24 protein-coding genes are annotated in these 20,674 nt (G+C 71.8%); 11 read left to right on the forward strand and 13 right to left on the reverse strand.

The window, feature by feature from the left end; translation table 11 throughout:
- The coding region (locus FL583_RS38960) for a TetR/AcrR family transcriptional regulator (RefSeq protein WP_142709950.1) at positions 1-581 on the forward strand (581 nt) is incomplete at its 5' end.
- Between the two features lie 159 nt (positions 582-740).
- A complete protein-coding gene (locus tag FL583_RS38965; RefSeq protein ID WP_142709970.1) occupies positions 741-1,013 on the forward strand; it encodes an SMP-30/gluconolactonase/LRE family protein in 273 nt (90 codons plus the stop codon).
- Here the strand turns inward: FL583_RS38965 and FL583_RS38970 are convergent.
- From FL583_RS38970 to FL583_RS38985, 4 genes are read right to left on the reverse strand one after another with little or no spacing between them, the layout of a single operon-like run.
- Positions 985-1,251 carry a hypothetical protein gene (locus FL583_RS38970; RefSeq protein WP_205752853.1) on the reverse strand — a complete coding sequence of 89 codons (267 nt, stop codon included), beginning with the start codon at positions 1,249-1,251 and terminating at the stop codon, positions 985-987. The two genes, FL583_RS38965 and FL583_RS38970, sit on opposite strands and share 29 nt — an antisense overlap.
- Positions 1,252-1,300: 49 nt before the next feature.
- Positions 1,301-2,167 carry an aldo/keto reductase family oxidoreductase gene (locus FL583_RS38975; RefSeq protein WP_142709951.1) on the reverse strand — a complete coding sequence of 289 codons (867 nt, stop codon included), beginning with the start codon at positions 2,165-2,167 and terminating at the stop codon, positions 1,301-1,303.
- Positions 2,168-2,195: 28 nt separating this feature from the next.
- Positions 2,196-2,774 (reverse strand): TetR/AcrR family transcriptional regulator, encoded by a 579-nt coding sequence (locus FL583_RS38980; RefSeq protein ID WP_142709952.1) that lies wholly within the window; start codon positions 2,772-2,774, stop codon positions 2,196-2,198.
- Positions 2,771-5,053 carry a transketolase-like TK C-terminal-containing protein gene (locus FL583_RS38985; protein WP_142709953.1) on the reverse strand — a complete coding sequence of 761 codons (2,283 nt, stop codon included), beginning with the start codon at positions 5,051-5,053 and terminating at the stop codon, positions 2,771-2,773. The genes FL583_RS38980 and FL583_RS38985 overlap by 4 nt, the downstream gene beginning before the upstream one ends.
- Before the next feature lie 118 nt (positions 5,054-5,171).
- On the opposite strand from FL583_RS38985, the gene FL583_RS38990 reads away from it, so the two are divergent.
- On the forward strand, positions 5,172-5,633 hold the full coding sequence (locus FL583_RS38990) for an Lrp/AsnC family transcriptional regulator (RefSeq protein WP_240746976.1): 462 nt from the start codon (positions 5,172-5,174) through the stop codon (positions 5,631-5,633).
- Positions 5,634-5,686: 53 nt separating this feature from the next.
- Here FL583_RS38990 and FL583_RS38995 read toward each other — a convergent pair whose 3' ends face one another.
- Positions 5,687-6,214 carry a GNAT family N-acetyltransferase gene (locus FL583_RS38995; RefSeq protein ID WP_142709954.1) on the reverse strand — a complete coding sequence of 176 codons (528 nt, stop codon included), beginning with the start codon at positions 6,212-6,214 and terminating at the stop codon, positions 5,687-5,689.
- Entirely contained in the window at positions 6,214-7,086 is an 873-nt protein-coding gene (locus FL583_RS39000; protein ID WP_142709955.1) for an arginase family protein, read from the reverse strand. The genes FL583_RS38995 and FL583_RS39000 overlap by 1 nt, the downstream gene beginning before the upstream one ends.
- Positions 7,087-7,133: 47 nt before the next feature.
- Here FL583_RS39000 and FL583_RS39005 point away from each other — a divergent pair, with 47 nt between their 5' ends.
- A complete protein-coding gene (locus FL583_RS39005) occupies positions 7,134-7,961 on the forward strand; it encodes an NAD(P)H-binding protein (protein ID WP_142709956.1) in 828 nt (275 codons plus the stop codon).
- On the opposite strand, the gene FL583_RS39010 is transcribed toward FL583_RS39005, so the two are convergent.
- Positions 7,954-9,024, reverse strand: a complete 1,071-nt coding sequence (locus FL583_RS39010) for an epoxide hydrolase family protein (protein ID WP_142709957.1) — start codon at positions 9,022-9,024, stop codon at positions 7,954-7,956. The two genes, FL583_RS39005 and FL583_RS39010, sit on opposite strands and share 8 nt — an antisense overlap.
- A gap of 62 nt (positions 9,025-9,086) precedes the next feature.
- Here FL583_RS39010 and FL583_RS39015 point away from each other — a divergent pair, with 62 nt between their 5' ends.
- From FL583_RS39015 to FL583_RS39025, 3 genes are all read left to right on the forward strand, one after another.
- The gene (locus tag FL583_RS39015) at positions 9,087-10,043 is read left to right on the forward strand and encodes a helix-turn-helix transcriptional regulator (RefSeq protein ID WP_142709958.1); all 957 of its coding nucleotides are present in this window, start codon (positions 9,087-9,089) and stop codon (positions 10,041-10,043) included.
- 115 nt (positions 10,044-10,158) lie between these two features.
- Positions 10,159-11,049, forward strand: a complete 891-nt coding sequence (locus FL583_RS39020; protein ID WP_205752854.1) for a DMT family transporter — start codon at positions 10,159-10,161, stop codon at positions 11,047-11,049.
- Positions 11,046-11,792 carry a hypothetical protein gene (locus tag FL583_RS39025; RefSeq protein WP_142709959.1) on the forward strand — a complete coding sequence of 249 codons (747 nt, stop codon included), beginning with the start codon at positions 11,046-11,048 and terminating at the stop codon, positions 11,790-11,792. The genes FL583_RS39020 and FL583_RS39025 overlap by 4 nt, the downstream gene beginning before the upstream one ends.
- Here the strand turns inward: FL583_RS39025 and FL583_RS39030 are convergent.
- The 5 genes from FL583_RS39030 to FL583_RS39050 are packed head-to-tail and all read right to left on the reverse strand — an operon-like array spanning position 11,777 to position 17,256.
- Positions 11,777-12,895 (reverse strand): SIS domain-containing protein, encoded by a 1,119-nt coding sequence (locus FL583_RS39030; protein ID WP_142709960.1) that lies wholly within the window; start codon positions 12,893-12,895, stop codon positions 11,777-11,779. The two genes, FL583_RS39025 and FL583_RS39030, sit on opposite strands and share 16 nt — an antisense overlap.
- Positions 12,892-14,226: a family 4 glycosyl hydrolase gene (locus FL583_RS39035; protein WP_142709961.1), complete on the reverse strand. Its 1,335-nt coding sequence runs from the start codon at positions 14,224-14,226 to the stop codon at positions 12,892-12,894. The genes FL583_RS39030 and FL583_RS39035 overlap by 4 nt, the downstream gene beginning before the upstream one ends.
- Positions 14,223-15,041 carry a carbohydrate ABC transporter permease gene (locus tag FL583_RS39040; protein ID WP_142709962.1) on the reverse strand — a complete coding sequence of 273 codons (819 nt, stop codon included), beginning with the start codon at positions 15,039-15,041 and terminating at the stop codon, positions 14,223-14,225. The genes FL583_RS39035 and FL583_RS39040 overlap by 4 nt, the downstream gene beginning before the upstream one ends.
- Positions 15,038-15,979 (reverse strand): carbohydrate ABC transporter permease, encoded by a 942-nt coding sequence (locus FL583_RS39045; protein ID WP_142709963.1) that lies wholly within the window; start codon positions 15,977-15,979, stop codon positions 15,038-15,040. The genes FL583_RS39040 and FL583_RS39045 overlap by 4 nt, the downstream gene beginning before the upstream one ends.
- Entirely contained in the window at positions 15,976-17,256 is a 1,281-nt protein-coding gene (locus FL583_RS39050) for an extracellular solute-binding protein (protein WP_170324106.1), read from the reverse strand. The genes FL583_RS39045 and FL583_RS39050 overlap by 4 nt, the downstream gene beginning before the upstream one ends.
- Before the next feature lie 253 nt (positions 17,257-17,509).
- On the opposite strand from FL583_RS39050, the gene FL583_RS39055 reads away from it, so the two are divergent.
- Both FL583_RS39055 and FL583_RS39060 read left to right on the forward strand, forming a co-directional pair.
- Positions 17,510-18,265, forward strand: a complete 756-nt coding sequence (locus tag FL583_RS39055; RefSeq protein ID WP_205752855.1) for a DeoR/GlpR family DNA-binding transcription regulator — start codon at positions 17,510-17,512, stop codon at positions 18,263-18,265.
- A gap of 12 nt (positions 18,266-18,277) precedes the next feature.
- The gene (locus tag FL583_RS39060; RefSeq protein WP_142709966.1) at positions 18,278-18,667 is read left to right on the forward strand and encodes a VOC family protein; all 390 of its coding nucleotides are present in this window, start codon (positions 18,278-18,280) and stop codon (positions 18,665-18,667) included.
- On the opposite strand, the gene FL583_RS39065 is transcribed toward FL583_RS39060, so the two are convergent.
- The gene (locus tag FL583_RS39065; RefSeq protein WP_142709967.1) at positions 18,656-19,501 is read right to left on the reverse strand and encodes an aminoglycoside phosphotransferase family protein; all 846 of its coding nucleotides are present in this window, start codon (positions 19,499-19,501) and stop codon (positions 18,656-18,658) included. The two genes, FL583_RS39060 and FL583_RS39065, sit on opposite strands and share 12 nt — an antisense overlap.
- Before the next feature lie 47 nt (positions 19,502-19,548).
- Here FL583_RS39065 and FL583_RS39070 point away from each other — a divergent pair, with 47 nt between their 5' ends.
- Positions 19,549-19,878, forward strand: coding sequence for an antibiotic biosynthesis monooxygenase family protein (locus tag FL583_RS39070; protein ID WP_142709968.1), 330 nt, complete (start codon positions 19,549-19,551; stop codon positions 19,876-19,878).
- 41 nt (positions 19,879-19,919) lie between these two features.
- Positions 19,920-20,674 (forward strand): transposase family protein (locus tag FL583_RS39075; protein ID WP_142709969.1); only part of this gene is annotated, 755 nt, incomplete at its 3' end.

Consider the following 20,674-nt stretch of genomic DNA (forward strand, 5'->3'; position numbering starts at 1 on the left):
GCGCCGCGCGGAGTGCATCGGCCCGGGCCGGGCGGGGTCCCTCGGCGCGGGCGGACGCGGCGGAGAACCGGGAGCGGCTGATCGACGCGGCGAAACGCCTGCTCCGACCGGGCGCGAAGACGTCGGCCCGCGAACTCGCCCGCGAGGCCGGACTCTCGCCCGCAACGCTCTACCGACACTTCCCCACCCGCGACGACCTCGTCACCGCGGCCTACACCGACCAGGCCCGGGCCTGCGAGAACGCCGTCCGGCGCGCGGTCACCGACCCGGACCCGGCCCGCGGCCTGCGCACCTACGTGCGCCACACGATCACGGTCCAGGCCGAGCACCCCGGCTTCGTCGCCGCCTACCGGGCCGCCGCGCCCGCCCCGGACCCGCTCTTCCGCCGCGACCTCGCCTCCCTGGTCGGCCGGGCCCGCCGCGCCGGCGTCGTCCGTCCCGACCTGGTCCCCTCCGACGTCCTGCTCGCCCTGGCCGCCGGCACCGGCGTCCGAGCCACGACCCGCGCCGAGCGACTGACCCGAGCCACCCGCCTCACCGACCTCGTCCTCACCGGCCTGGGCCTCCTCCCGACGGCGTAGCCGCCGGCGTCGGCGCGCCGACCGAGGACAGACGCAGCGAAATAGGGATCAAAACCGCCACCACGCTCGCGGCCGCCGCCATAGCCAGCAACCGATACCCCCCGACCCCCACGACCACCCCGGAAACGCCGCACCTGGGCCGACGTCGGCGCCGACGGCATCTGCCTGGACGCCGAGGGCGCGATCTGGTGCGCCGGCACACGGGAGGGCGGGGCCATCGTCAACCGCGTGGCCGACGGCGGGCAGATCCTCGATCAGCTCGAGCTCGACACCGCCTGCTTCGCCTGCATGCTCGGCGGCGAGCACGGCACGACGCTCCACCTGCTGGTCGCCGACTGGCGAGGCCCGGAACGGATGGGCGAGCTGTTCACCTCACGCACCGGCCGGCTTCTCACGACCGAGGTCACGGTTCCCCGAGCGGGTCGCCCCTGAGCGCGACCGGACGGTGGGCGTCGCTGACGTCGCGCCAGTCGTCGTTCGGGTCGCCGAGGTGCGACTCGGCCTCGCGGACCGCCTCGTCGGCGGCGTCGAACACCGCCACCCAGCGCTTGCCCTCGGCGCCGCCCTGCACGACCTCGACCTCGAAGCGGGTGCCGTCGGAACGGACGTAGACGTCCCGCCGCCCCAACCGGCCCCACTTCTGGTTCCACCAGTGCCGCACAACCGCCATACCGCCGAGCATACGAACAGGCGTTCGATAAAGAAATCGACCCTGGGGCCTAGAGGCTAATCTCGTCGAGTTCCTTCAGCACCTCCGGCGAGAGCGACAGCGCCGCCCCGGCCACGTTCTCCCGCAGGTGCGCCACCGACGACGTCCCCGGGATCAGCAGGATGTTCGGCGACCGGTGCAGCAGCCAGGCCAGCGCCACCGCCATCGGGGTCGCGTCCAGCCGCGCGGCCACGTCCCCGAGCGTCTGCGACTGCAGCGGGTTGAAGCCGCCGAGCGGGAAGTACGGCACGTAGGCGATGCCCTGCGCGGCCAGCGAGTCGATCAGCGCGTCGTCCTCGCGGTTCGCGATGTTGTAGAAGTTCTGCACGCAGACGACCGGCGCGATCTCCTGGGCCTCGGCGATCTGCTCGGCGCTCACCGTGCTCAGCCCCAGGTGCCGGATCTTGCCCGCGCGCTGGAGGTCGGCCAGCACGCCGAACGGCTCGGCGATCGAGCCCGGCTCCGGCCGGTCGAAGCCGCCCCAGCGCAGGTTCACGACGTCGATCGCGTCCAGGCCGAGGTTGGTCAGGTTCTCGTCGACGGCCTGACGCAGTTCCTCCGGCGACCGCGCGTGCGGCCAGGCCCCCTGGGCGTCCCGGGTGGCGCCGACCTTGGTGACGATGCGCAGGTCGGACGGGTACGGGTGGAGCGCCTCGCGGATGATCTGGTTGGTGACGTGCGGGCCGTAGAAGTCGCTGGTGTCGATGTGCGTGATGCCCATCGCGACGACCTCGCGGAGCACCGCGATCGCGCCGTCGCGGTCCTTGGGCGGCCCGAACACGCCCGGGCCGGCCAGCTGCATGGCGCCGTAGCCCATCCGGGTGACGGTGAGGTCGTCGGCGAGCGTGTACGTCCCGCCGGGAAGAGTGGTCTGCATGACTTGAATCTGCCCCGAGGACGGCGAATCAGTCAGAGGTCCGTTCTTCCTGGGGTTGCGGGGACCAGGCACGCAGGGACGAATCCAACATCCCGAGGATCCAGGTCCAGGAAGCGTCCGGGCTCGGAGAACTGTGCGCGTACGCCCCGGCCGCCTCCAGGTTCACGTACCCGTTGAACACGCTGCCCAGCAGGCGCACCGCGTGCGTCTGATCGGGCTCCTCCAGCTCGTACCCGCGCAGGATCGCCCTGGTCATCCGCGTGATCCGCGGCCCCGCGGACTCAGCCGCGGCAGCCGGGGCAAGGTCGCGCTGCGCTGCGCTCCACCGGCCCGGATGCTCGCGCGCGTACGAGCGGTAGACGTCCCCGACCGCGACCAGCGCGTCCCGGCCGGCCCGCCCGGCCAGGGCCACCTCGATCCGGTCGGCCAGCTCCTCCAGCGCGAGCAGCGTGATCCGCGCCTTGAGATCGGCCGAGTTCTTGACGTGCGAGTACAGGTTGGCGACCGGGACCTCGAACCGCCGGGCCAGCTCGGAGACCGTCACCCGGTCGAAGCCGACCTCGTCGGCCAGGTCGGCCCCGGCTCGGGTGAGGATCTCGGGATTCACCCGGACGACTCTATGAGGTCCAGCGCCGCCGTCACGACCGAGTCGGTGTCGAGCCCGTGGTACCGGTAGACGCTGTCCAGGTCGCCAGACTGCCCGAACCCGGTCACGCCCAGGTACGTCGACGGCACCCGGTTGACGCCGGCCAGGAACGCCAGCGTGTGCGGGTGCCCGTCCAGCACCGTGACCATCGGCGCGGCCCGCTCGGCCGACAGCACCGCATCGAGAATCCAGGCCGAACCAGCACCGCGCCTCCGCCGGGCCTGCACGGCCCGGAACAGCAGGTCGGGGCTGGTCACGCACACGACGTCGGCCGGGAACCCGAGCGTGTCGAGCCGCGTGGCGGCGGCCAGCACCTCGGGCATCAGCGCGCCCATCCCGACCAGCGTCACGGCCGGCGACGAAGCCCGGCGCAGCAGGTACGCCCCCGCCACCACGTGCCGTCGCCGCCGTTCGCGGGCCGCCGGGTCGGCCGGCACCGCGGCCAGCGCCTGGTCCACCGGCCGGGTCGACAGCCGCAGGTACGCCGACGTCCCGTCCGGCCGGCCGACCTGCCCCATCGCCGCGAGCAGCGTCCACTCGGTGTCGATCGCGAACGCGGGCTCGTAGCTCACGCAGCCCGGTTGCTCGAGCCCGATCGACGGCGTGGTGATCGACTGGTGCGCCCCGCCCTCGGGCGCGAGCGTCACCCCGGACGGCGTGCCGACCAGGATCGACTGCCCGCCCGCGTAGATGCCGAACGACCACGGCTCGAGCGCCCGCTCGACGAACGGGTCGTACAGCACCCCGATCGGGATCAGCGGCCGCCCCCACCGGCTCCAGGTCGCGCCCAGCTCGCCGAGCGCCCCGACCAGGTTGGTCTCGGCGATCCCGAGCTCGATGTGCTGACCGCCGGGCTTCTCCCGCCAGTGCAGGATCGTCTCGGCGTCGTCGGCGAACCAGTCGTCGCGCTCGGCGTGCGACCACACCCCGACCTTGTTGACCCAGCCGCCGAGGTTCGTGCTGGAGCTGACGTCCGGGCTCACGGTCACGATCCGGCCGCCCACGTCCGGCGCCTCCCGGTTCACGTCCAGCAGCGTCCGTCCCAGCGCCGCCTGCGTCGTCCGCACGCCGGACGGCGTCCGCCCGAGGTCGGTGGGGACCGACGGCGGGACGGTCGCGGTCAGCGGCTCCCGTCGCAGTCGCTCCGCGACCTCGGCGCAGAGCGCCGCCTCGGCCGTCCCGTTCCCGAACCTCTCCCAGGGCCTCTGGACGTCGACCCCGCTCTGGACGCCGAGAGCAGCGAATTGTTCGGGCGTCAGCAGAGCCGAGTGATTCTGGGGATGGCCCTCGATGGCCAGCCCGTAGCCCTTGATCGTGTACGCGAACATCACGGTCGGCCGGGTGTCGTCGATCGCCGCGAACGCGTCGGACAGCGCCCGGTGGTCGTGGCCGCCGAGGTTGCGGACGGCTCGCAGCACGGTCTCGTCGTCGTAGGCGTCGAGCAGCCGGCCGATGTCGGTGTCGTCGCCGGCCAGCCGGTCCCGCAGCTCCGCGGCCGAGCAGCGCAGCAGCCGCTGGTACTCGGCGTTGGGCATCTCGTCGATCCGGGCGCGCAGCACGTCGCCGCCGGGCTGGGCGAACAGTTCCTCCAGCAGCGCGCCGTACTTGACCGTGAGCACCTGCCAACCGGCCGCGGCGAACATGGTCTGCAGCCGGTCGGCGCCGAGGATCGGGACGACCCGGTCGAGCGACTGACGGTTGAGGTCGACGATCCAGACCAGCTCGCCGAACCCGGCGACCATCGGATCGAGGACGGCCTCCCAGATCGCGCCCTCGTCGAGCTCGGCGTCGCCGACCAGCGCGTACTGCCGTCCCGGGCTGGCCTCCGGCCCGGCGACGTAACGACGGGCCAGCGCGCCCCAGATCGGGGCGGTGGCGCCGATGCCGACCGAGCCGGTCGAGTAGTCGACGGGGTCGGGGTCCTTGGCCCGGCTCGGGTACGACTGCAGGCCGCCGAACTGGCGCAGCGTGGTCAGGTACTCCTCGTCGAGCAAGCCGAGCAGGTAGTTGATCGCGTGCAGCACCGGGGACGCGTGCGGCTTGACCGAGACCCGGTCGGAGGCCCGGAGGTGGTCGAACCACAGCGCGGTCATGATCGAGACCATCGACGCGCTCGACGCCTGATGCCCGCCCACCTTGAGGCCGGACGGGTTGGGACGCTCACGGTTGGCCCAGTCGATGATCGCGGTCGAGAGCCAGAGCACGCGCTGCTCGATCGAGCGCAACACCTCGTCAGACATGCGGTTCAGTAAGGCGCCCGGCGACGCAATGCACAAGATCGACGCACCGGGTTGAGCATTATGCTCAAGTCTCGGCGTTGGAGTCGGCGCCGGAGTGAGCAGATTGCGAGGCTGTTTCGTGGACGCCACCGATGCCCGCCTGCTGATCGCGCTGTCCGACGATCCCCGCGCGACGACGCTCGCGCTGGCCGACCGTCTCGGGTTGTCGCGCAACACCGTCCAGTCGCGACTCGCCCGCCTCGACGGCCGGCTGGCCGGGTTCGAGCGGCGGATCACCCCCGACGCGCTCGGCTACCCGCTGGCCGCGCACCTCACCGCGACCGTCACCCAGCAGCGGCTCGACGAGGTGGCGTCCTCGCTGGCCGCGATCCCGGAGGTGCTCGAGGTGCTCGGGATCAGCGGCGCCGAGGACCTGTTCATCCGGGTGGCCGCCCGGGACGCCGACGACCTGTACCGGATCGCCGGGCAGATCCTGGCCACGCCGGGCGTCGAGCGGACCGAGACCGCCCTGGTCATGCGCACCCTGGTCGACTACCGAGTGCGGCCACTCCTCGACCGCGCGGCAGACCCGGCGCGATAGGACCATCCCGGCGTCCGCGGCGAGATCCGGAGCCGGATCGAGGACCTCCTCCGTCAGGTGGGGTCGGGAGCCGGGTCGGTGCGTAAGCGGCTGTAGAGGAGGCCGTCGTGCCACGCTCCCCCGCGGAAGTCGCACGACCGGATCACCCCTTCGAGCTGAAAACCGGCCCTCACCAGCGCCTTCTGCTCGGCGACGTTCTCCGGATGGGTACCGGCCTGAATCCGCTGCACCGGGGTGTGCGCGAACAGGTAGTCGCAGAGCAGCGCCTGCGCGCGCCACCCGAACCCCTGACCCCGCCGCTCGGGAAACACGACGATCCCGATCTCCCAGTGACCGTTCCCGGCGAACGGCGCCGGATGCCACTGCACGAGCGCGACGGCCTCCTCGTCGGCCACCGTCTCCACCACCAGCCAGCTCACCTTCTCGCCGAGGAACCCGTTCTCGGCGAACCGGCGCGCGGGCTCGCCCGGGTCGCTGAAACCCTTCCAGTCCAGCCCGCAGAAGTCGGCATCGGTGCGGAGCAGCCGGAACCACCCCAGGTCGTCCTCGCCCACCGGCCGTAAGCGGATCGCCGGCTCCATCAGTCCCTCCCCAGCGCCAGCGCGAGCGCGTCGACCAGCCGAGCCACCATCGCTCCGTCCGGATCGTGGTGCGGGTTCACCTCGGTCACCGCGACCGCGGCCAACTGCGGCGCCGCGCACAGCGAGCGCAGGCACTCGAACGCCGCGTCGGCGGTCAGACCCCCGTTGAAGTGCGGGAAGTTCGCCAGCGGGAAATCGCCGCTGTCGATCACGTCCAGATCGAAGTGGACGATCACCGGACCGTCGTCGGGAAGGGCCTTCCGGACGGAGGCCGGGTCGGTCAGCCGGGTGACCGGCAGCAGGTGCAGTCCGCTGGCCTCGGCCCAGGCCAGCTGGGCCGTGCTGGCCTCGACCGGGTGGAACCCGACCGCGAGCACGCGGTCGGGCGCGAGCATCGGGAACCGCGGACCGAGCCGGGCCAGGCTGTTGTCGGCGTTGCCGAGCAGGTGCGCGAGCACCATCGAGTCGAGCACCCCGCTGCCGCTGTCGGCCGGGGTGCTGAGGTCGAGGTCCCCGTCGAAGTAGGCCAGCGCCGGGTCGAGCCCGGCCCGCAGGGCGCCCGCGACGACGCCGGCGGTGATCGTGCAGTCACCCCCGAGGACGAGCGGCACGTGACCGTCCGCGACCGCCTGCGCGACGCCGTCGGCGACGGCCGCGGCCTGGGCGGTCACCCGGTCGAGGTCCCGCGACGCCAGGCCGACGCCCAGCGGGCGGTACGGGGTCGCCGGGGTGTCTCCGCTGTCCTCCACCGAGACGCCCTGCCGTCTCAACGCGTCGGCGAGACCGGCCGCTCGCAGCGCGGCCGGGGCGTCCTCCTGACCCGCGTTGTGCGAACCGGCCGTCGTGGGAGCTCCGAGCAGCGTGATGCGCATCGCTCCATTTTGTGTGCGACGGCGCCCTCGGAGGTAAAGAACGGCCCATGCGGATACTTGTTCTCGGGGCGAGCGGGAACGTCGGCTCGGAGGTCGTCGCGGCCGGGCTGGAGGCCGGGCTGCAGGTCCGCGCGGTGGCCCGGCACCTACCGGCCGACGCCGGCGGCGCCGAGTGGGTGATCGGCGACCTGAACGACGCCGCCTCGCTGTACGACGCGCTCAGCGACGTCGACCTGGTGTTCACGCTGGCCGGCTACGGCGGGCTGGCCGACACCCTGCGGCGCGCGAAGGAGACCGGCGTACGGCGGGTCGTGCTGCTGTCGTCGAGCTCGGCGCCGACCGGACGCACCGGGAACGCGGTCGCGAAGTACCACATCGAGTCCGAGGGCCTGGTCCGCGAGTCCGGTCTCCCGTGGACGTTCCTGCAGCCCAACACGTTCATGACGAACACGCTGGAGTGGGCGCCGCAGCTGGCCGAGGGCGACACGGTCACCGACGCGTTCGGCGCCGTCGCGATCTCGACCGTCGACCCGCGGGACGTCGGCGCGGTCGCGATCCGGACCGCGACCGACGAGGCGCACGCCGGGCGGGCCCATCGGCTCAGCGGGCCGGAGGCGCTGCGGCCGGCCGACCGGCTGGCGATTCTCGGCGCCGTGCTCGGGCGCGACCTGCGGTTCGTTCCGAAGTCGGACGAGCAGGCCCACGCGGACATGATCGCGGCCATGCCGCCGGAGTACGTCGAGGCGTTCTTCGAGTTCTTCGCCGACGGACTGATCGACGAGACGACCGTGCAGCCGGCGGTCGAGGAGATCCTCGGACGACCGGCGGCGCCGTTCCGCGACTGGGCGGAACGGCACCGCCAGGCTTTCAGCTGAGTCCGGAAAAGAACTTACGGACGTCTCCGACCAGCAGATCCGGGGCCTCGATCGCGGCGAAGTGGCCGCCGCGGTCGAACCCCGACCAGTGCACGATCGTGTTCAGCTCGTCGGCGTACCGCCGGATCGCCGGGTCGCCGGCGAAGTTCGCGACACCGGTGGGCACCGTGGAGCGTGTCGGCCAGTTCCCGGAGTGCATCGACTCGTAGTACATCTGCGCGGACGAGCTGCCGGTGTTGGTGAGCCAGTACAGCGTCGCGTGGTCGAGCACGTGGGTCGCCGGGATCGATCCCACCGGGACCGCCCAGTCGTGGAACTTCTCGCCGATCCAGGCGAGCTGACCGACCGGCGAGTCGGCCAGCGCGAAGCCCAGCGTGTGCGGGCGGGTGGCCTGGATCTGGAAGTAGCCGTAGCCATCGGTCGTGAAGCGCTGCACGCTCTCCAGCCGGACCTTCTCCGCGTCGGTGAACTCCCCCGACGGCTCACCCAGCGGGATGAACCCGAACGAGGCCGCGTTCACGTGGACGCCGATGACGTGCGACGGGTCGACGCGCCCCAGATCCGGGCCGACGATCGCCCCGAAGTCGCCGCCCTGTACCCCGTAGCGCGAGTAGCCGAGCCCGGCCATCAGGGCCGCGTAGGCGGTGGCGGTCCGGCGCGAGTCCCAGCCCGCACCGGCCGGCCCGGACAGGCCGAAGTTCGGGTGGGACGGGACGACCAGCGAGAAGTCGGCCGAGAGCGGCTCGATCACGTCGAGGAACTCCAGGATCGAACCCGGCCAGCCGTGCAGCAGGAGCAGCGGGGTCTTGCCCGAGTCGATGTGCAGGAAATGGATCCGCTGCCCGTCGATCTCGGTCGTGAACTGCGGGTACTGGTTGACGCGCGCCTCGGTCGCCCGCCAGTCGTACGACGTCGTCCACTGCTCGACGAGCTCGGTCAGCCACGACGTCGGCACCCCGCGCTCCCAGCCGACGCCCGGCACCTGATTCGGCCAGCGGACGTTCGCCAGGCGCTGCTGCAGGTCGCCGATCGGGAGGTGGAGTTCGTACTCGGTGATGTCCATGCGTCCACGTTCGCAGCCAAGGAGGTCAGCTTCGGTCCTCGATGTGGCGCAGAATCGAACCCATGCTGGAAACGTCCGCGCGCCTGCTCCGTCTGCTCTCGCTGCTGCAACAGCACCGGGACTGGAGCGGCCCGCAGCTCGCCGAGCGGCTCGAGGTCACGGTGCGGACGGTCCGCCGGGACGTCGACCGGCTGCGCGAGCTGGGGTATCCGGTGGACGCGACGATCGGCACGCTCGGCGGCTACCGGCTCGGTGCCGGCGCCCACATGCCCCCGCTGCTGCTCGACGACGAGGAGGCGGTCGCGGTCGCGGTGGGCCTGCGGGTGGCGGCGAACGGCACGGTCACCGGCATCGAGGAGACGTCGGTGCGGGCGCTGGCCAAGCTCGAGCAGATCCTGCCGTCACGCCTGCGTCACCGCGTCTCCGCGCTCGGCGCGGCGACCGTGGCCGAGAACCGCCCGGCCGCGGTCGTCGACGCCGACCTGCTGACGACGCTCGCCGCCGCCTGCCGTGACTTCCAGCGGCTGCGCATCGACTACCGCAGCCACGACGGAGCCGACTCCACCCGGCTGATCGAGCCGCATCGGCTCGTGCACACCGGCCGGCGCTGGTACCTGGTCGCGTTCGACGTCGACCGCGACGACTGGCGGACGTTCCGCGTCGACCGGCTCCGCCCGTGGACCCCGCCCGGTCCGCGGTTCACGCCCCGGACCCCGCCCGACCTGGACCCGGGCGCGTTCGCGTCCTGGTCGATCGGCGTCGATCGGTACCGCTACCAGGGCCGGTTCACGATCCAGGCGCCGGCCGCCGAGGTCGCGGCCAAGGTGCCGGCCGACTCGGGGCTGATCGAGGCGATCGACGAACGGTCGTGCACCCTGCGCGCCGGCTCGAACTCGCTCGACGGGCTGGCGTTGCACGTCGCCGTGCTCGGTTTCGAGTTCACCGTGCACGAGCCGCCCGAGCTGGTGGAGCAGTTCCGGATCCTGCAGGGACGGCTCGCCCGGGCGGTTAGGGTGTAGCCATGCATCGGAAGCTGCTGCTCGTCACCCCGCCGCCCCGCTCCTGAGCGGGGTCGTCCGGTAGCAGCACCCCGCTCTTCGCGACCTTTCTCGGTTCGAGTCGCTGGAGCTTCCGTTGTCATCTCGTTCTTTCGTCATGCTCGTCGTCGCCGGGGTCTGCTGGGGTACCGGCGGGGTCACCGGGCGCGCGCTCTCCGAGGTCGGCGGCCTGTCCGCGCCCGCGGTGGCCGCCTACCGCCTGCTGATCGGCGGCGCCCTCCTCGTCGTCGTCCTCGCCGTGCGCCGACGGCGTCCCCGCGGCGGCGCCGCCTGGCGGCGGGTCCTCGCCGTCGCCGGCCTCGCGGCCGTGTTCCAGGCGTCCTACTTCTCCGCCGTCGCGGTCAGTTCGGTCACGATCTCGACGTTGATCGCGATCGGATCCGCGCCGTTGCTGGTGCTGGCCGTCGACGCGGTCACCACCCGCCGGCTCCCCGAGCGGGCCACGATCCGGCCGGTACTGCTCGGGCTCACCGGGCTCGCGCTGCTGGTCGGCGCCCCGACCGGCCAGTCGCTGGGGCGCACGCTGGCCGGCGTCGGGCTGAGCCTCGTCGCCGGGGCCGGGTTCGCGCTGCTGACGCTGCTCGGCCGACGCCCGGTCGACGGCCTCGACGAGGCCACGACCACCGGCTACGGCTTCCTGCTCGGCGGCACCGGGCTGCTGCTGGCGCTGGGAACGTCCGCCGACCTCGGCGTCCGCCTGAGCCTGACGTCGCTGGGGCTGCTGGCGCTGCTCGGAACCGTCCCGACGGCGCTGGCCTACACGCTGTACTTCCGCGGGCTGCGGAGCAGCACGGCGGTGACGGCCACCGTCGTCGCGCTCCTCGAACCGCTGACCGCCACCGTGCTGGCGGTCGCGCTGCTGGGCGAGCGGCTGAGCGTCCCGGCCGCGGTCGGAGCGGTGGTGCTGCTGATCTCGGTGGTGGACTCCGGACGACGACGGGAGCCGCTCACTACAGTCGCCACGTGATCGATAGCCCGGCCGCGCTCGCGGCGTTCGTCCGGCGGAGTCGCCTGCTGGCAGTGGCGTTCTCGGTGGTCGGGGTGGCCTGCGCGCTCGCCGGGGTGCTCGGGCCGACCTCGCTCGCGGCCCTGCTGCTGGTTCCGCTGGTGCTGGCGATCGTGCACCAGGTGATGTTCCGGCGGCTCGGCTGGCGGGCGCTGCGGGCGCCGACGTCGTTCCTGCCGGGCTTCGCGGCCGCGCCGCCGCAGACGCCGTACGGGGCCGGGCTGGTCGTCGGCAGTGCGCTCGTCGCGATCCGGCTCGCGTCGATGGAGGCCGACCTGACCGCGGTGGGCAGCCTGGTGCTCTTCGGCGTGGTCACCGTGCTGGTGGCGTACCGGCTGTTCGCGCGGCCGTACCTGGCGCTCCGGCCGGACGGTCTGGTGATCGGGAAGAGGACGCTCCCGTGGGCCGCGGTGTGGCCGGAGGGTCCGCCGGCGCCGGACCGGTTCGCCCGGACCCTGCGGGTGCTGGTCGTCCCGGGCACGCCCGGCGCGGAGACGACCGGCGTCTCGGCGCAGACCTGGGCCCGGATGCGTGAACGGGGGCTCAGCGAGGAGGTCGACGACCTGCTGGCCAGCGACCCCTCCCTGGTCCGGGAGGGGCCGCCGTCGGTGCCGATCGACCTGCGCTGGGTGGCGGTCGACCGCCCGTTCCTGGCCGAGGCGATCCACCGCTACCGGAACGACCCGGCTCAGCTCGCCGGGTAGATCGTCACGCCCCGGACCACCCGGTTGACCTCCCCGGACGGGAACGGGTTGTCCGGGGTGTGGCCGAGCGCCAGCGAGAACCGCAGCGCGAGCATCTGCGCGACCAGCACGAACGGCAACGACAGGACGACGTCCGACGCCCCGTCGAGTCCGTCGACGTACCAGACGCCCTCGGATCCGAGCCGCTCGCTCGGCCGCCCGGCCACGACCCGCACGTTCTCGACGCCCAGCGAGGCGCGCAGCTCGAGCGCGATGTCCTCGTCGTACCGCCGGGTGTACGGATCGTCGGAGAGGTACACGACCGCGAACGTCTTCGCGTCGAGCACCGACTTCGGGCCGTGCCGGAACCCGAGCGGGCTGTCGGCGTAGGCCACGATGTCGCCGGCCGTGAGCTCCAGCACCTTGAGCGCCGACTCGCGGGCCAGGCTCTGCAGGGATCCGCTGCCCAGGTAGACGATCCGCTCGTAGCCGCGGGCGGCGATCTCGCGGGCGTCGGCGTCGCGGGCCTTGAGCACGTTCTCGCCGGCTTCGGCCAGCGCGTCGGCCGGCGCCGGACCGGCCAGCGCCGACCAGGCGGCCAGCACCATGCAGGTGTAGCTGGACGTCATCGCGAAGCTGCGGTCGTTGGATCCGGCCGGCATCAGCAGCACGTGCGAGTTGGCCCGGGTGCCGTGCTCGCGGGCGAGCTGCCCGTCGGCATTGCAGGTGACGACCAGGTGGTGCACCTCGGTGAGGCACTGGTCGGCCAGCGCGGTGGCCGCGACGCTCTCCGGGCTGTCACCCGAGCGGGCGAACGACACGAGCAGCGTCGGGAGGTCCTCGGCCAGGTACGCGGCCGGGTTGGAGACGAGGTCGGTGGTGGCGACCGCGTCGACCCGGCGGCGCAGCGAGCGGGTGAGCTCGGGGGCGAGCAGGCCGCCGGCGAACGCCGACGTGCCCGCGCCGGTGAGGATGATTCGCAGGTCGGGCCGGGCCAGGAGCGGGTCGAGGAACGCGCCGGCCGAGGCCGCGTCGACTTCCCGCCACAGCCGGGGCTGCTGCCAGATCTCGCGCTGCGTCGCTTCCGCGCCGGCATCCGGCGCCGCGTCGATCGTCCCGCTCATGCGGCACCTGCCCCGGCGTCGGCCGCGAACCGGTTCAGCAGCGGGGCGTGGGCGACGACGGCGTCGTCGAGGATGGCGACGGCCGTCGCCGGGTCGGGCACCAGCGGGTCCAGCGTCAGGGCCTGGACCGCGAGCGCCCGGTCACCGGAGAGCGCGGCCGACACCGTCAGCTCCTGCTGCTCCGCCCGGGCGGTGAGCACCGCGGCGATGGCCGGCGGCAGCGGCCCGACGGCCACGCCTCTGACCCCAGAGGCCCCGACGACGGCGGGCACTTCCACGACAGCGGTGGGTGGCACGTTCGGGATCTTCCCTTCGTTGGGCAGGTTCACCGCGAGCTCGTAGCTCGGTCTGCCGGTGGCGATCGACGCCAGGATCGACGCCAACCGTTCGGCCTCCTGGTCTCGGGTGGTGTCCAGGGGCTCGCTTCCGTCGGCCTGGGCGTGGAGCTGTTCCCACAGGTCCGCCTTCTGGCCGATGTAGCGGATCGTGTCGTCCCGGCCGGGCTGGAGCTCCCACGGCAGGTCGTTGCCGTCGGCCCCGCGCAGGTACCAGGGGAAGAACTCGGCGACGTGCCGGTCGCCCGGCGCCGGGTAGAGGCCGAACGTGTTCAGCAGGTCGGCGGAGACCGGCTGGTGGACGCCCTCTCCGGCCTTCGCCTGCCCGGCCCGGGCCGCCACCAGTTCCCGCAGCCGCGGGTAGAGGTCGTCCGGCCCGTGCCGGAGGTCGAGCAGCCAGCACAGGTGGTTGAGCCCGGCGAACGTGGCCCGCAGCTCACCGGCCGGCCGGCCCAGGTCGTGGGCCAGCGCGCCGAGCGTGTGCATGGTGCCGTGGCAGAGCCCGATCACCGGCACGCCGGTCGCGCGCGCGATCCCGCGGACGTTGGCCGTCAGCGGGTTGCTGTAGTTCACGATCGTGGCGGCCGGCGCCAGCTCGGCGACGTCCTGCGCGATCGCGACGAGCTCCGGCACGTGCCGTAGCGCACGCAGCACGCCGCCGGGTCCGACGCTGTCGCCGACCGTCTGCGCGATCCCGTACTTCTCCGGGATGGCCAGGTCGGCGTTCCAGCCGGCCGCGCCGCCGACCGCGATCGTCGTCGTGACAAATCGCGCGCCGGGCAGGGCGTCGCGGCGGTCGGTGTGGGCCTCGAACCGCAGGTCCGCCCCGTATTGCGCGGCGATCCTCCGGCCGAGGCGGGCCATCGTGTCGGCCGCGTCGGCGTCGAGGTCGACCAGGTGCACGGTCCAGCCGTCGAAGGCCCGGTCGGACGCCAGGTCGGTCATCAGCCCAGGGGTGAAGACGGTGCTCCCCGCACCGATGAGGACGATGTTCACTTCGCGCTGCCCGCCAGGAGACCGTTGACGATGTACCGGTTGAAGACCAGCGCGACGACCGCCGGGACCGCGATCGCGATCATGCCCGCCGCACTCAGCAGCGTCACCGGGACGACGTGCCGCCCCTGCAGCGACGCGATGACGACGGTCAGCGGCTGCGTCGACGTGTCGGTGGTCAGGACCAGCGGGAACAGGAACTGGGCCCAGGCGAACAGGAACGTGATCAGCGCGGTCGAGATGATGCCCGGCCGGGCCAGCGGCAGCATGATGTGCCAGAACACCTGCAGCCGGTTGGCGCCGTCGATCAGCCCGGCCTCCTCGATGCTGGCCGGCATCCCGGAGAAGTAGTTGTGCAGCACCCAGGTGGCCAGCGGCAGGAACCCGGAGACGTAGACCAGCACGACGCCGGTGTATGTGTTGACCAGGTACAGGTCGGACATCAGCCGGTACAGCGGGATCAGCGTCGTGTAGGCCGGGAACGCCATCGTGACCAGCACGCCGTAGAACAGCAGCGTGTGCCCGCGGAACGTCATCCGGGCGAACGCGTACGCAGCCAGGGCGGCCAGCACCACGGTCACGATCGTCGCCGCACCGCACTCGATCACGATGTTGAGCAGCGAGGACCGGATACCGGTCGCGGTGTCGCCGCTACCCGACAGCAGGTTCTTGTAGTTGTCGAACGTCGGGTGCAGCGGGATGTACTGCGGGCTGGCCGCGCGCGCGTCGCCCTCGGTCTGCAGGCTGATCTTGAGCGCCCAGTAGATCGGGAGGAGCGACCACACGACGACGAGGAACACGCCGATCTTGCGCTTCACAGTTCGACCCTCCGATAGACCGTCCTCACGACCCCCAGCGAGATGACCAGCGTCGTGATCGTGATCAGCAGCGAGAGCGCGTAGCCCTGGCCGAAGTCGAGGTTCTGGAAGCTGATGTAGTACGTCTGCATGGTGACCGACGCGCCGGTCGTCGCCGCGCCGTTCAGCACGAACGGCTGGTCGAAGACGTTGAGCGTCGCGATGACGCCCTGCACCATCGAGACCGCGATGCCCGGCCGGGCCATCGGCAGCGTCAGGTGCCAGAAGCTCCGCCACGGCGAGGCGCCGTCGATGACCGCGGCCTCGTACAACTCGTCCGGGATCAGCTGCAGCGACGCCAGGATCAGCAGCGCCGACAGCGGCGTGATCTGCCAGACCTGCACGAGCTCGATGAGCAGGATCGTCAGCAGGCGGTTGTGGCCGAGCAGGACCGCGCCCTCGTCGGCCCCGAACGTGTGCATGACGCTGGCGATCAGCCCGGCGTTCGGGTCGAAGATGTTCGTCCAGAGAATGCCTTCGACGACGCCCGGCAGGGCCCAGGGCAGGATCAGCACCGCGATGACGACGCTCCGGCCCCGGAACGGGCGCTGGAGCAGCACGGCCATCGCGATGCCGAGGACGGTCGAGAGCACCACGCCGATGACGACGTAGAGCCCGGTGTTGCCGATGCTCGACACGACCGCGTCGTTCTTGAACATCCGGGTGAAGTTGCCGAACCCGTCGAACCGGGTGGGCGGATCGAGCGCGTCGACCCGGTAGAACGCCTGGATGATCGTGAACGCGGCCGGCACCAGGGCCAGCGCGATGATGAAGACCGTGACCGGCGTGACCAGCAGGTACGGCAGGAAGTCGAACCTGCTCTTCTTCTTCGGCGCGGGGTCACCACCCCCCGAGGCGGCTTTCGCCGTCTCGGGGGGTGCGGAGAGAGAGTTCGTCACTGGCCGTTGGAGAGGTCGTTGGCGGTGTCGCTCATCGCCTTGATCGCCTGCTCGACGGTCTCCGAGCCGGCCGCCGCCGCGTGCAGGTGGGTGTAGACCGCGTTCGAGAACTTCGAGTACCAGGCCGGAGCGCCCTCGGGGAAGACCGGCTTCGAGGTCTTCAGCAGCGCGGCCAGCGTGTCACCGCCGATGAGCTTCCCGCCCGAGGCGAGCTTCTCGACCGCCGACAGGTGCGACGGCAGCGCGTAGGACGCCCATGCCTTGTCCGGCCCGTTCAGACCCGCGAACTCGGCCTGCCGGTCGGCGTCGGTGAACCACTCGATGAACTTGGCCGCCGCCTTCGGGTACTTCGCCGTCTTCATGATCCCGACGCCGTCGGGGTTGCTCAGGTTCGCCGCCGGCGCGGTCGCGCCCGGCGTCGCGATGTACTGCACCTTGTTCACGACCGACGACGAGTCGGGGACGTTGTACAGCGTGCCGACGAGGCCCGAGTAGTCGGAGAACGTGCTGGCGACGGTGCCGCGGGCCATCAGCGTCTGCTCGCCCTGCGAGTCGGAGACGTTGATGTTGCCCGGCGGGACCAGGCCGTTCTTCAGCGCGTCGACCATCCACTTGGCCGCCTTGTAGCCGGGCGAGCTCGGGTCGGTGAACTGCGGCTTGCCCTTGCCGTCGAGGATCGTGCCGCCGAACGCGTTCGTGGCCTCGTACCAGTAGGTCGAGAGCCCCTCGGCCGCCGCGAACGGGATGTTCAGCGGGTACTTCGTGGTGCCGGACGACTTCACCTTCTGCAGCGCGGCGGTGTACTCGTCCATCGTCTTCGGCGCGGGGTCGGCGCCGGCCTTCTTGAACAGGTCGGTGTTGACCGTGGTCACCATGAACGAGGCGTCGTAGGGGATGCCGACGACGTGGTCCTGGTAGGTGAACGAGGCCAGCTGAGGCACGTCGGCCTTCAGCGGGTCGGTCTTGATGTAGTCGTCGATCGGGTAGAACCAGCCGAGCTTGCCCAGCTCACCGACGCGCGACCAGTCGACGTCGGTCGCGTCGGCGAAGTACGTCTTGGCCGTGGCGGCCGCCGAGATCTTGGTCTGCAGGCTGTCCCAGTCGATGTTCACCCAGTTGACCTTGATGCCGGTCTCTTTGGTGAAGCTCTCGAGCGCGGCCTTGGGCGGCGGGTCGGCGGCCAGCGCGACGTTGATCGTCACGTCGGTGTCCTTGTCCGACGCCGCGTTGCCGCCGCCGCCACAGGCAGCCGTGGCCACGAGCGTTAAACCCAGCACCGCGGCCAGCGTGGGCGCCCGCCATCTGCCCGCGCGACGGGGGATCGACCTACGCATGCTTCCTCCTGCGGTGTTATTTGCTGCCTGCCGAGAGTGCGCATCCGCTCATCGTCGAATGCGCGTTCTTGCGCGATGAGGCCAGAACGTACGCCTGCGGCGTGACATGAGTCAACGATCGCGTCGCTCCGGACGGAAGTGCGCAAGTTCGGTTGCACGAATGCGCAGAGCCGGTCATTCCGTTTACAGTGGCGCAGTGCGGAAGGCTCCCCGACTTAACGCGATCCTCGAGCGGGTCAACGACGCCCGCAGCGTCGACGTGGCCGAACTGGCCGGGACGCTGGGGGTCTCCGAGGCGACGATCCGGCGCGACCTGCAGTCACTGAGCTCTGGTGGGTTGCTCGTCCGCACGCACGGCGGGGCGATCGCCAACGACCTGGACGCGGAGATACCGACCCAGATCAAGGCCGTGCGTAGGCAGACCGAGAAGTCGCGGATCGGGGCCGCCGGGGCCGCGTTGGTGCCCGACGGCGCCGTGATCGGGATGAGCGGCGGCACGACGACGCTGGAGCTCGCCCGGGCGCTCGTCGCCCGGCAGCGGATCGCGATCGTCACGAACGCGCTGAACATCGGCTCGGAGCTGATCGGCCGCGCGGGCCTGCACCTGGTCGTGATCGGCGGGGTCGCCCGCCCGTCCGGCGAGATGGTGGGGCCGGCCGCCGAGGCGATGCTCGGCAACTACCACCTGGACATGGCGTTCATCGGCGTCGACGGGCTGACCGCCGAGCACGGCTGCACGACGTACGACGAGATGGAGGCCCAGACCGACCGCGCGTTCCTGTCCCAAGCCTCGCGGGCGGTCGTGCTGGCCGACCACTCGAAGCTCGGGCTGGTGCGGTTCGCGCAGATCACCGGGGTCGCGAACATCCACCAGGTGGTGACCGACCGGGACGCCTCGCCGGCGCAGCTGGAGAGCCTCCGTGCGGCCGGGGTGGACGTCGTCACGGTCTGACAGTCTCGGGGGATGCATCTCGAGCTGACCGCGATCGTGGTCGAGGAGTACGACCCGGCGATCGAGTTCTTCACCCGGGCCCTGGGGTTCGACCTGGTCGAGGACTCTCCGGCGGTGTCGACGATCAACGGGACGCCGAAACGGTGGGTCGTCGTGCGTCCGCCGGGTGCGCAGACCGGTCTGTTGCTGGCGCGCGCCGACGGCGAGCGCCAGGAGACCGCGATCGGCAACCAGACCGCGGGCCGCGTCGGTTTCTTCCTGCGGGTCGACGATTTCGACGTCGCCTACGCGCGGATGCTCTCGGCCGGCGTCGTGTTCCTGGAGGAACCGCGGACCGAGCCGTACGGGCGGGTCGTCGTGTTCCAGGACATCGCCGGGAACCGCTGGGACCTACTCGGTTGAGGCCCTGATCGTGTGCTCGGCGTTCGCCGCGAAGGACGGGTGCGTGTGCCGGTAATACGGCAGCGCGATGAGGGCGATCGCCAGCGCCCGGGCCCGTCCGCGGGCCCAGGTCGCGTCGTCGACGTCGAGCGCGTCGCGGAAGACGTCCCGGGCCGGGGCGGGCAGTAGGTTCCAGGCGACGATCAGGTCGCAGGCCGGGTCGCCGAGGCCGACGGCGGCGAAGTCGAGCACGGCGCGGAGCCGTCCGTCCGGGCCGACCAGCAGGTTGCCCGGCATGAGGTCGCCGTGGACCCAGGTGGGGTCCGGATCGGGGCCGGCCAGGCCGGCGCCCCAGACGTCGGCGATCTCCCCGCCGTGCTGCGCGATCGCTCGACGGTCCCCGTTGTCCTGATCCGCGAGCGGACCGCCGCGATGGGCCGTCGGCGCGTCCGGGAGGTCGATGCGCCGGAACGCGCGGACGAAGTTCGCCAGGTCGTGGGCGAGGCCGATCGGGTCGGCCAGCCGATCGGGGTGCGGGGCCGTGCCCTCGATCCAGGTCTGCACGGTCCACCGGAGGGGGTAGCCGGCAGCGGGCTCGCCGGCCGCGACGATGCGCGGGGTGGGCGTCGGGAGCAGGGGGATGAGCTGCGGTAGCCACCGCTGTTCCGCGACGACGTCACCGCTGGTTCGCCGGGTTCGCGGGAGCCGGACCACCAGGTCGTCCCCGAGCCGGAACATGGCGTTCGAGGTCCCGCCGCTCACCTCGACGACCGGCAGCGCGCCCCAGGCCGGGAACTGCTCCGCGACCAGGTCCGCGACCAGCCCGGCGTCGATCGCGAACTCGCCGTCGTGCATGAAGCCTCCTCGAGACCGGGCGGGCCGGGACTGATAAGACCAGTGTCATGATCGCTCGCACCTGGCGCGGCTGGGCGCCTCCGGAGACCGCCGACGACTACCAGCGCCACTACGAGGCCGAGGTCAGCGACCACCTCCGTGATGTTCCGGGCTTCCGCGGCGCGCACCTGCTGCGCCGCCCGGACGGCGACGAGGTCCTGTTCACGTCGATCGTCCTCTTCACCGACCTGGACGCCGTCCGCGCGTTCGCCGGCGACGACCTGGACCGCGCGGTCGTCGAAGACGAGGCCCGCCGAGCCCTCACCCACTGGGACGACCGAGTCACCCACGCCGACGTAGCCCTCACGATCCCGGCCGCCCTAGAGGACGTCTCGTAACCCGGCCTGGTTGGCGATTGGCCATCGTGGAGGATTCCGGTGTGTCGTCGCCGGTCATCACCGCGTCCCGTAGGGAGTGGATCGAACCGTTCACCGGTCTGTCCCAGGCCCAGTTCCGCACGCTGGTGCGGCTGGTCGCCGAACGCGGCGGCGAGGAGATCCAAGACGGGCGTCCGGGCAGGCAGTGGGCCTTGGAACTGCCCGACCGGATGCTGCTGGTCGCGACCTACTGGCGGACAAACCTGACGATGCGGCAACTCGGACCGCTGTTCGGGATCTCCCACTCGGCCGTCCACCGGGTCCTGGACACCCTCGGCCCGCTGCTCGCGCCAGCTCCGGTGCGCAAACGCCGGACCGATCAGATCGCGATCGTCGACGGCACGCTCGTGCCAACCCGGGACCACACCCTCGCGGCGTCCAGCAAGAACTACCGGTACTCCGCGAATCTGCAGGTCGCCATCGACGCCGACACCCGCCTGGTCATCGCGGTCGGCGACCCGCAGCCAGGCAACCGCAACGACACGATCGCCTACCGCGATTCCGGCATGAAAGAGCAGCTCGCCGGCCGTCCGGTCGTCGCCGGCGGCGGCTATCAGGGCCACGACGAGGTGATCCTGCCCGACCGGCGCGCTCGCGGGCAAGAACGGTTACCCGCCTGGCAAGAGGAGTGGAACACCAAGCATCGGCAGGTCAGAGCCGCCGTCGAGCACTGCTTCGCCCGGATGAAGACCTACAAGGCCCTCCGCGACCACCGCCGCGCCGCATCCACGCTCAAGAGCACCGCGGCCGGCATCGC

It is taken from the genome of Cryptosporangium phraense (genome assembly GCF_006912135.1).
In the GTDB taxonomy this organism is placed as follows: Bacteria; Actinomycetota; Actinomycetes; order Mycobacteriales; family Cryptosporangiaceae; genus Cryptosporangium; species Cryptosporangium phraense.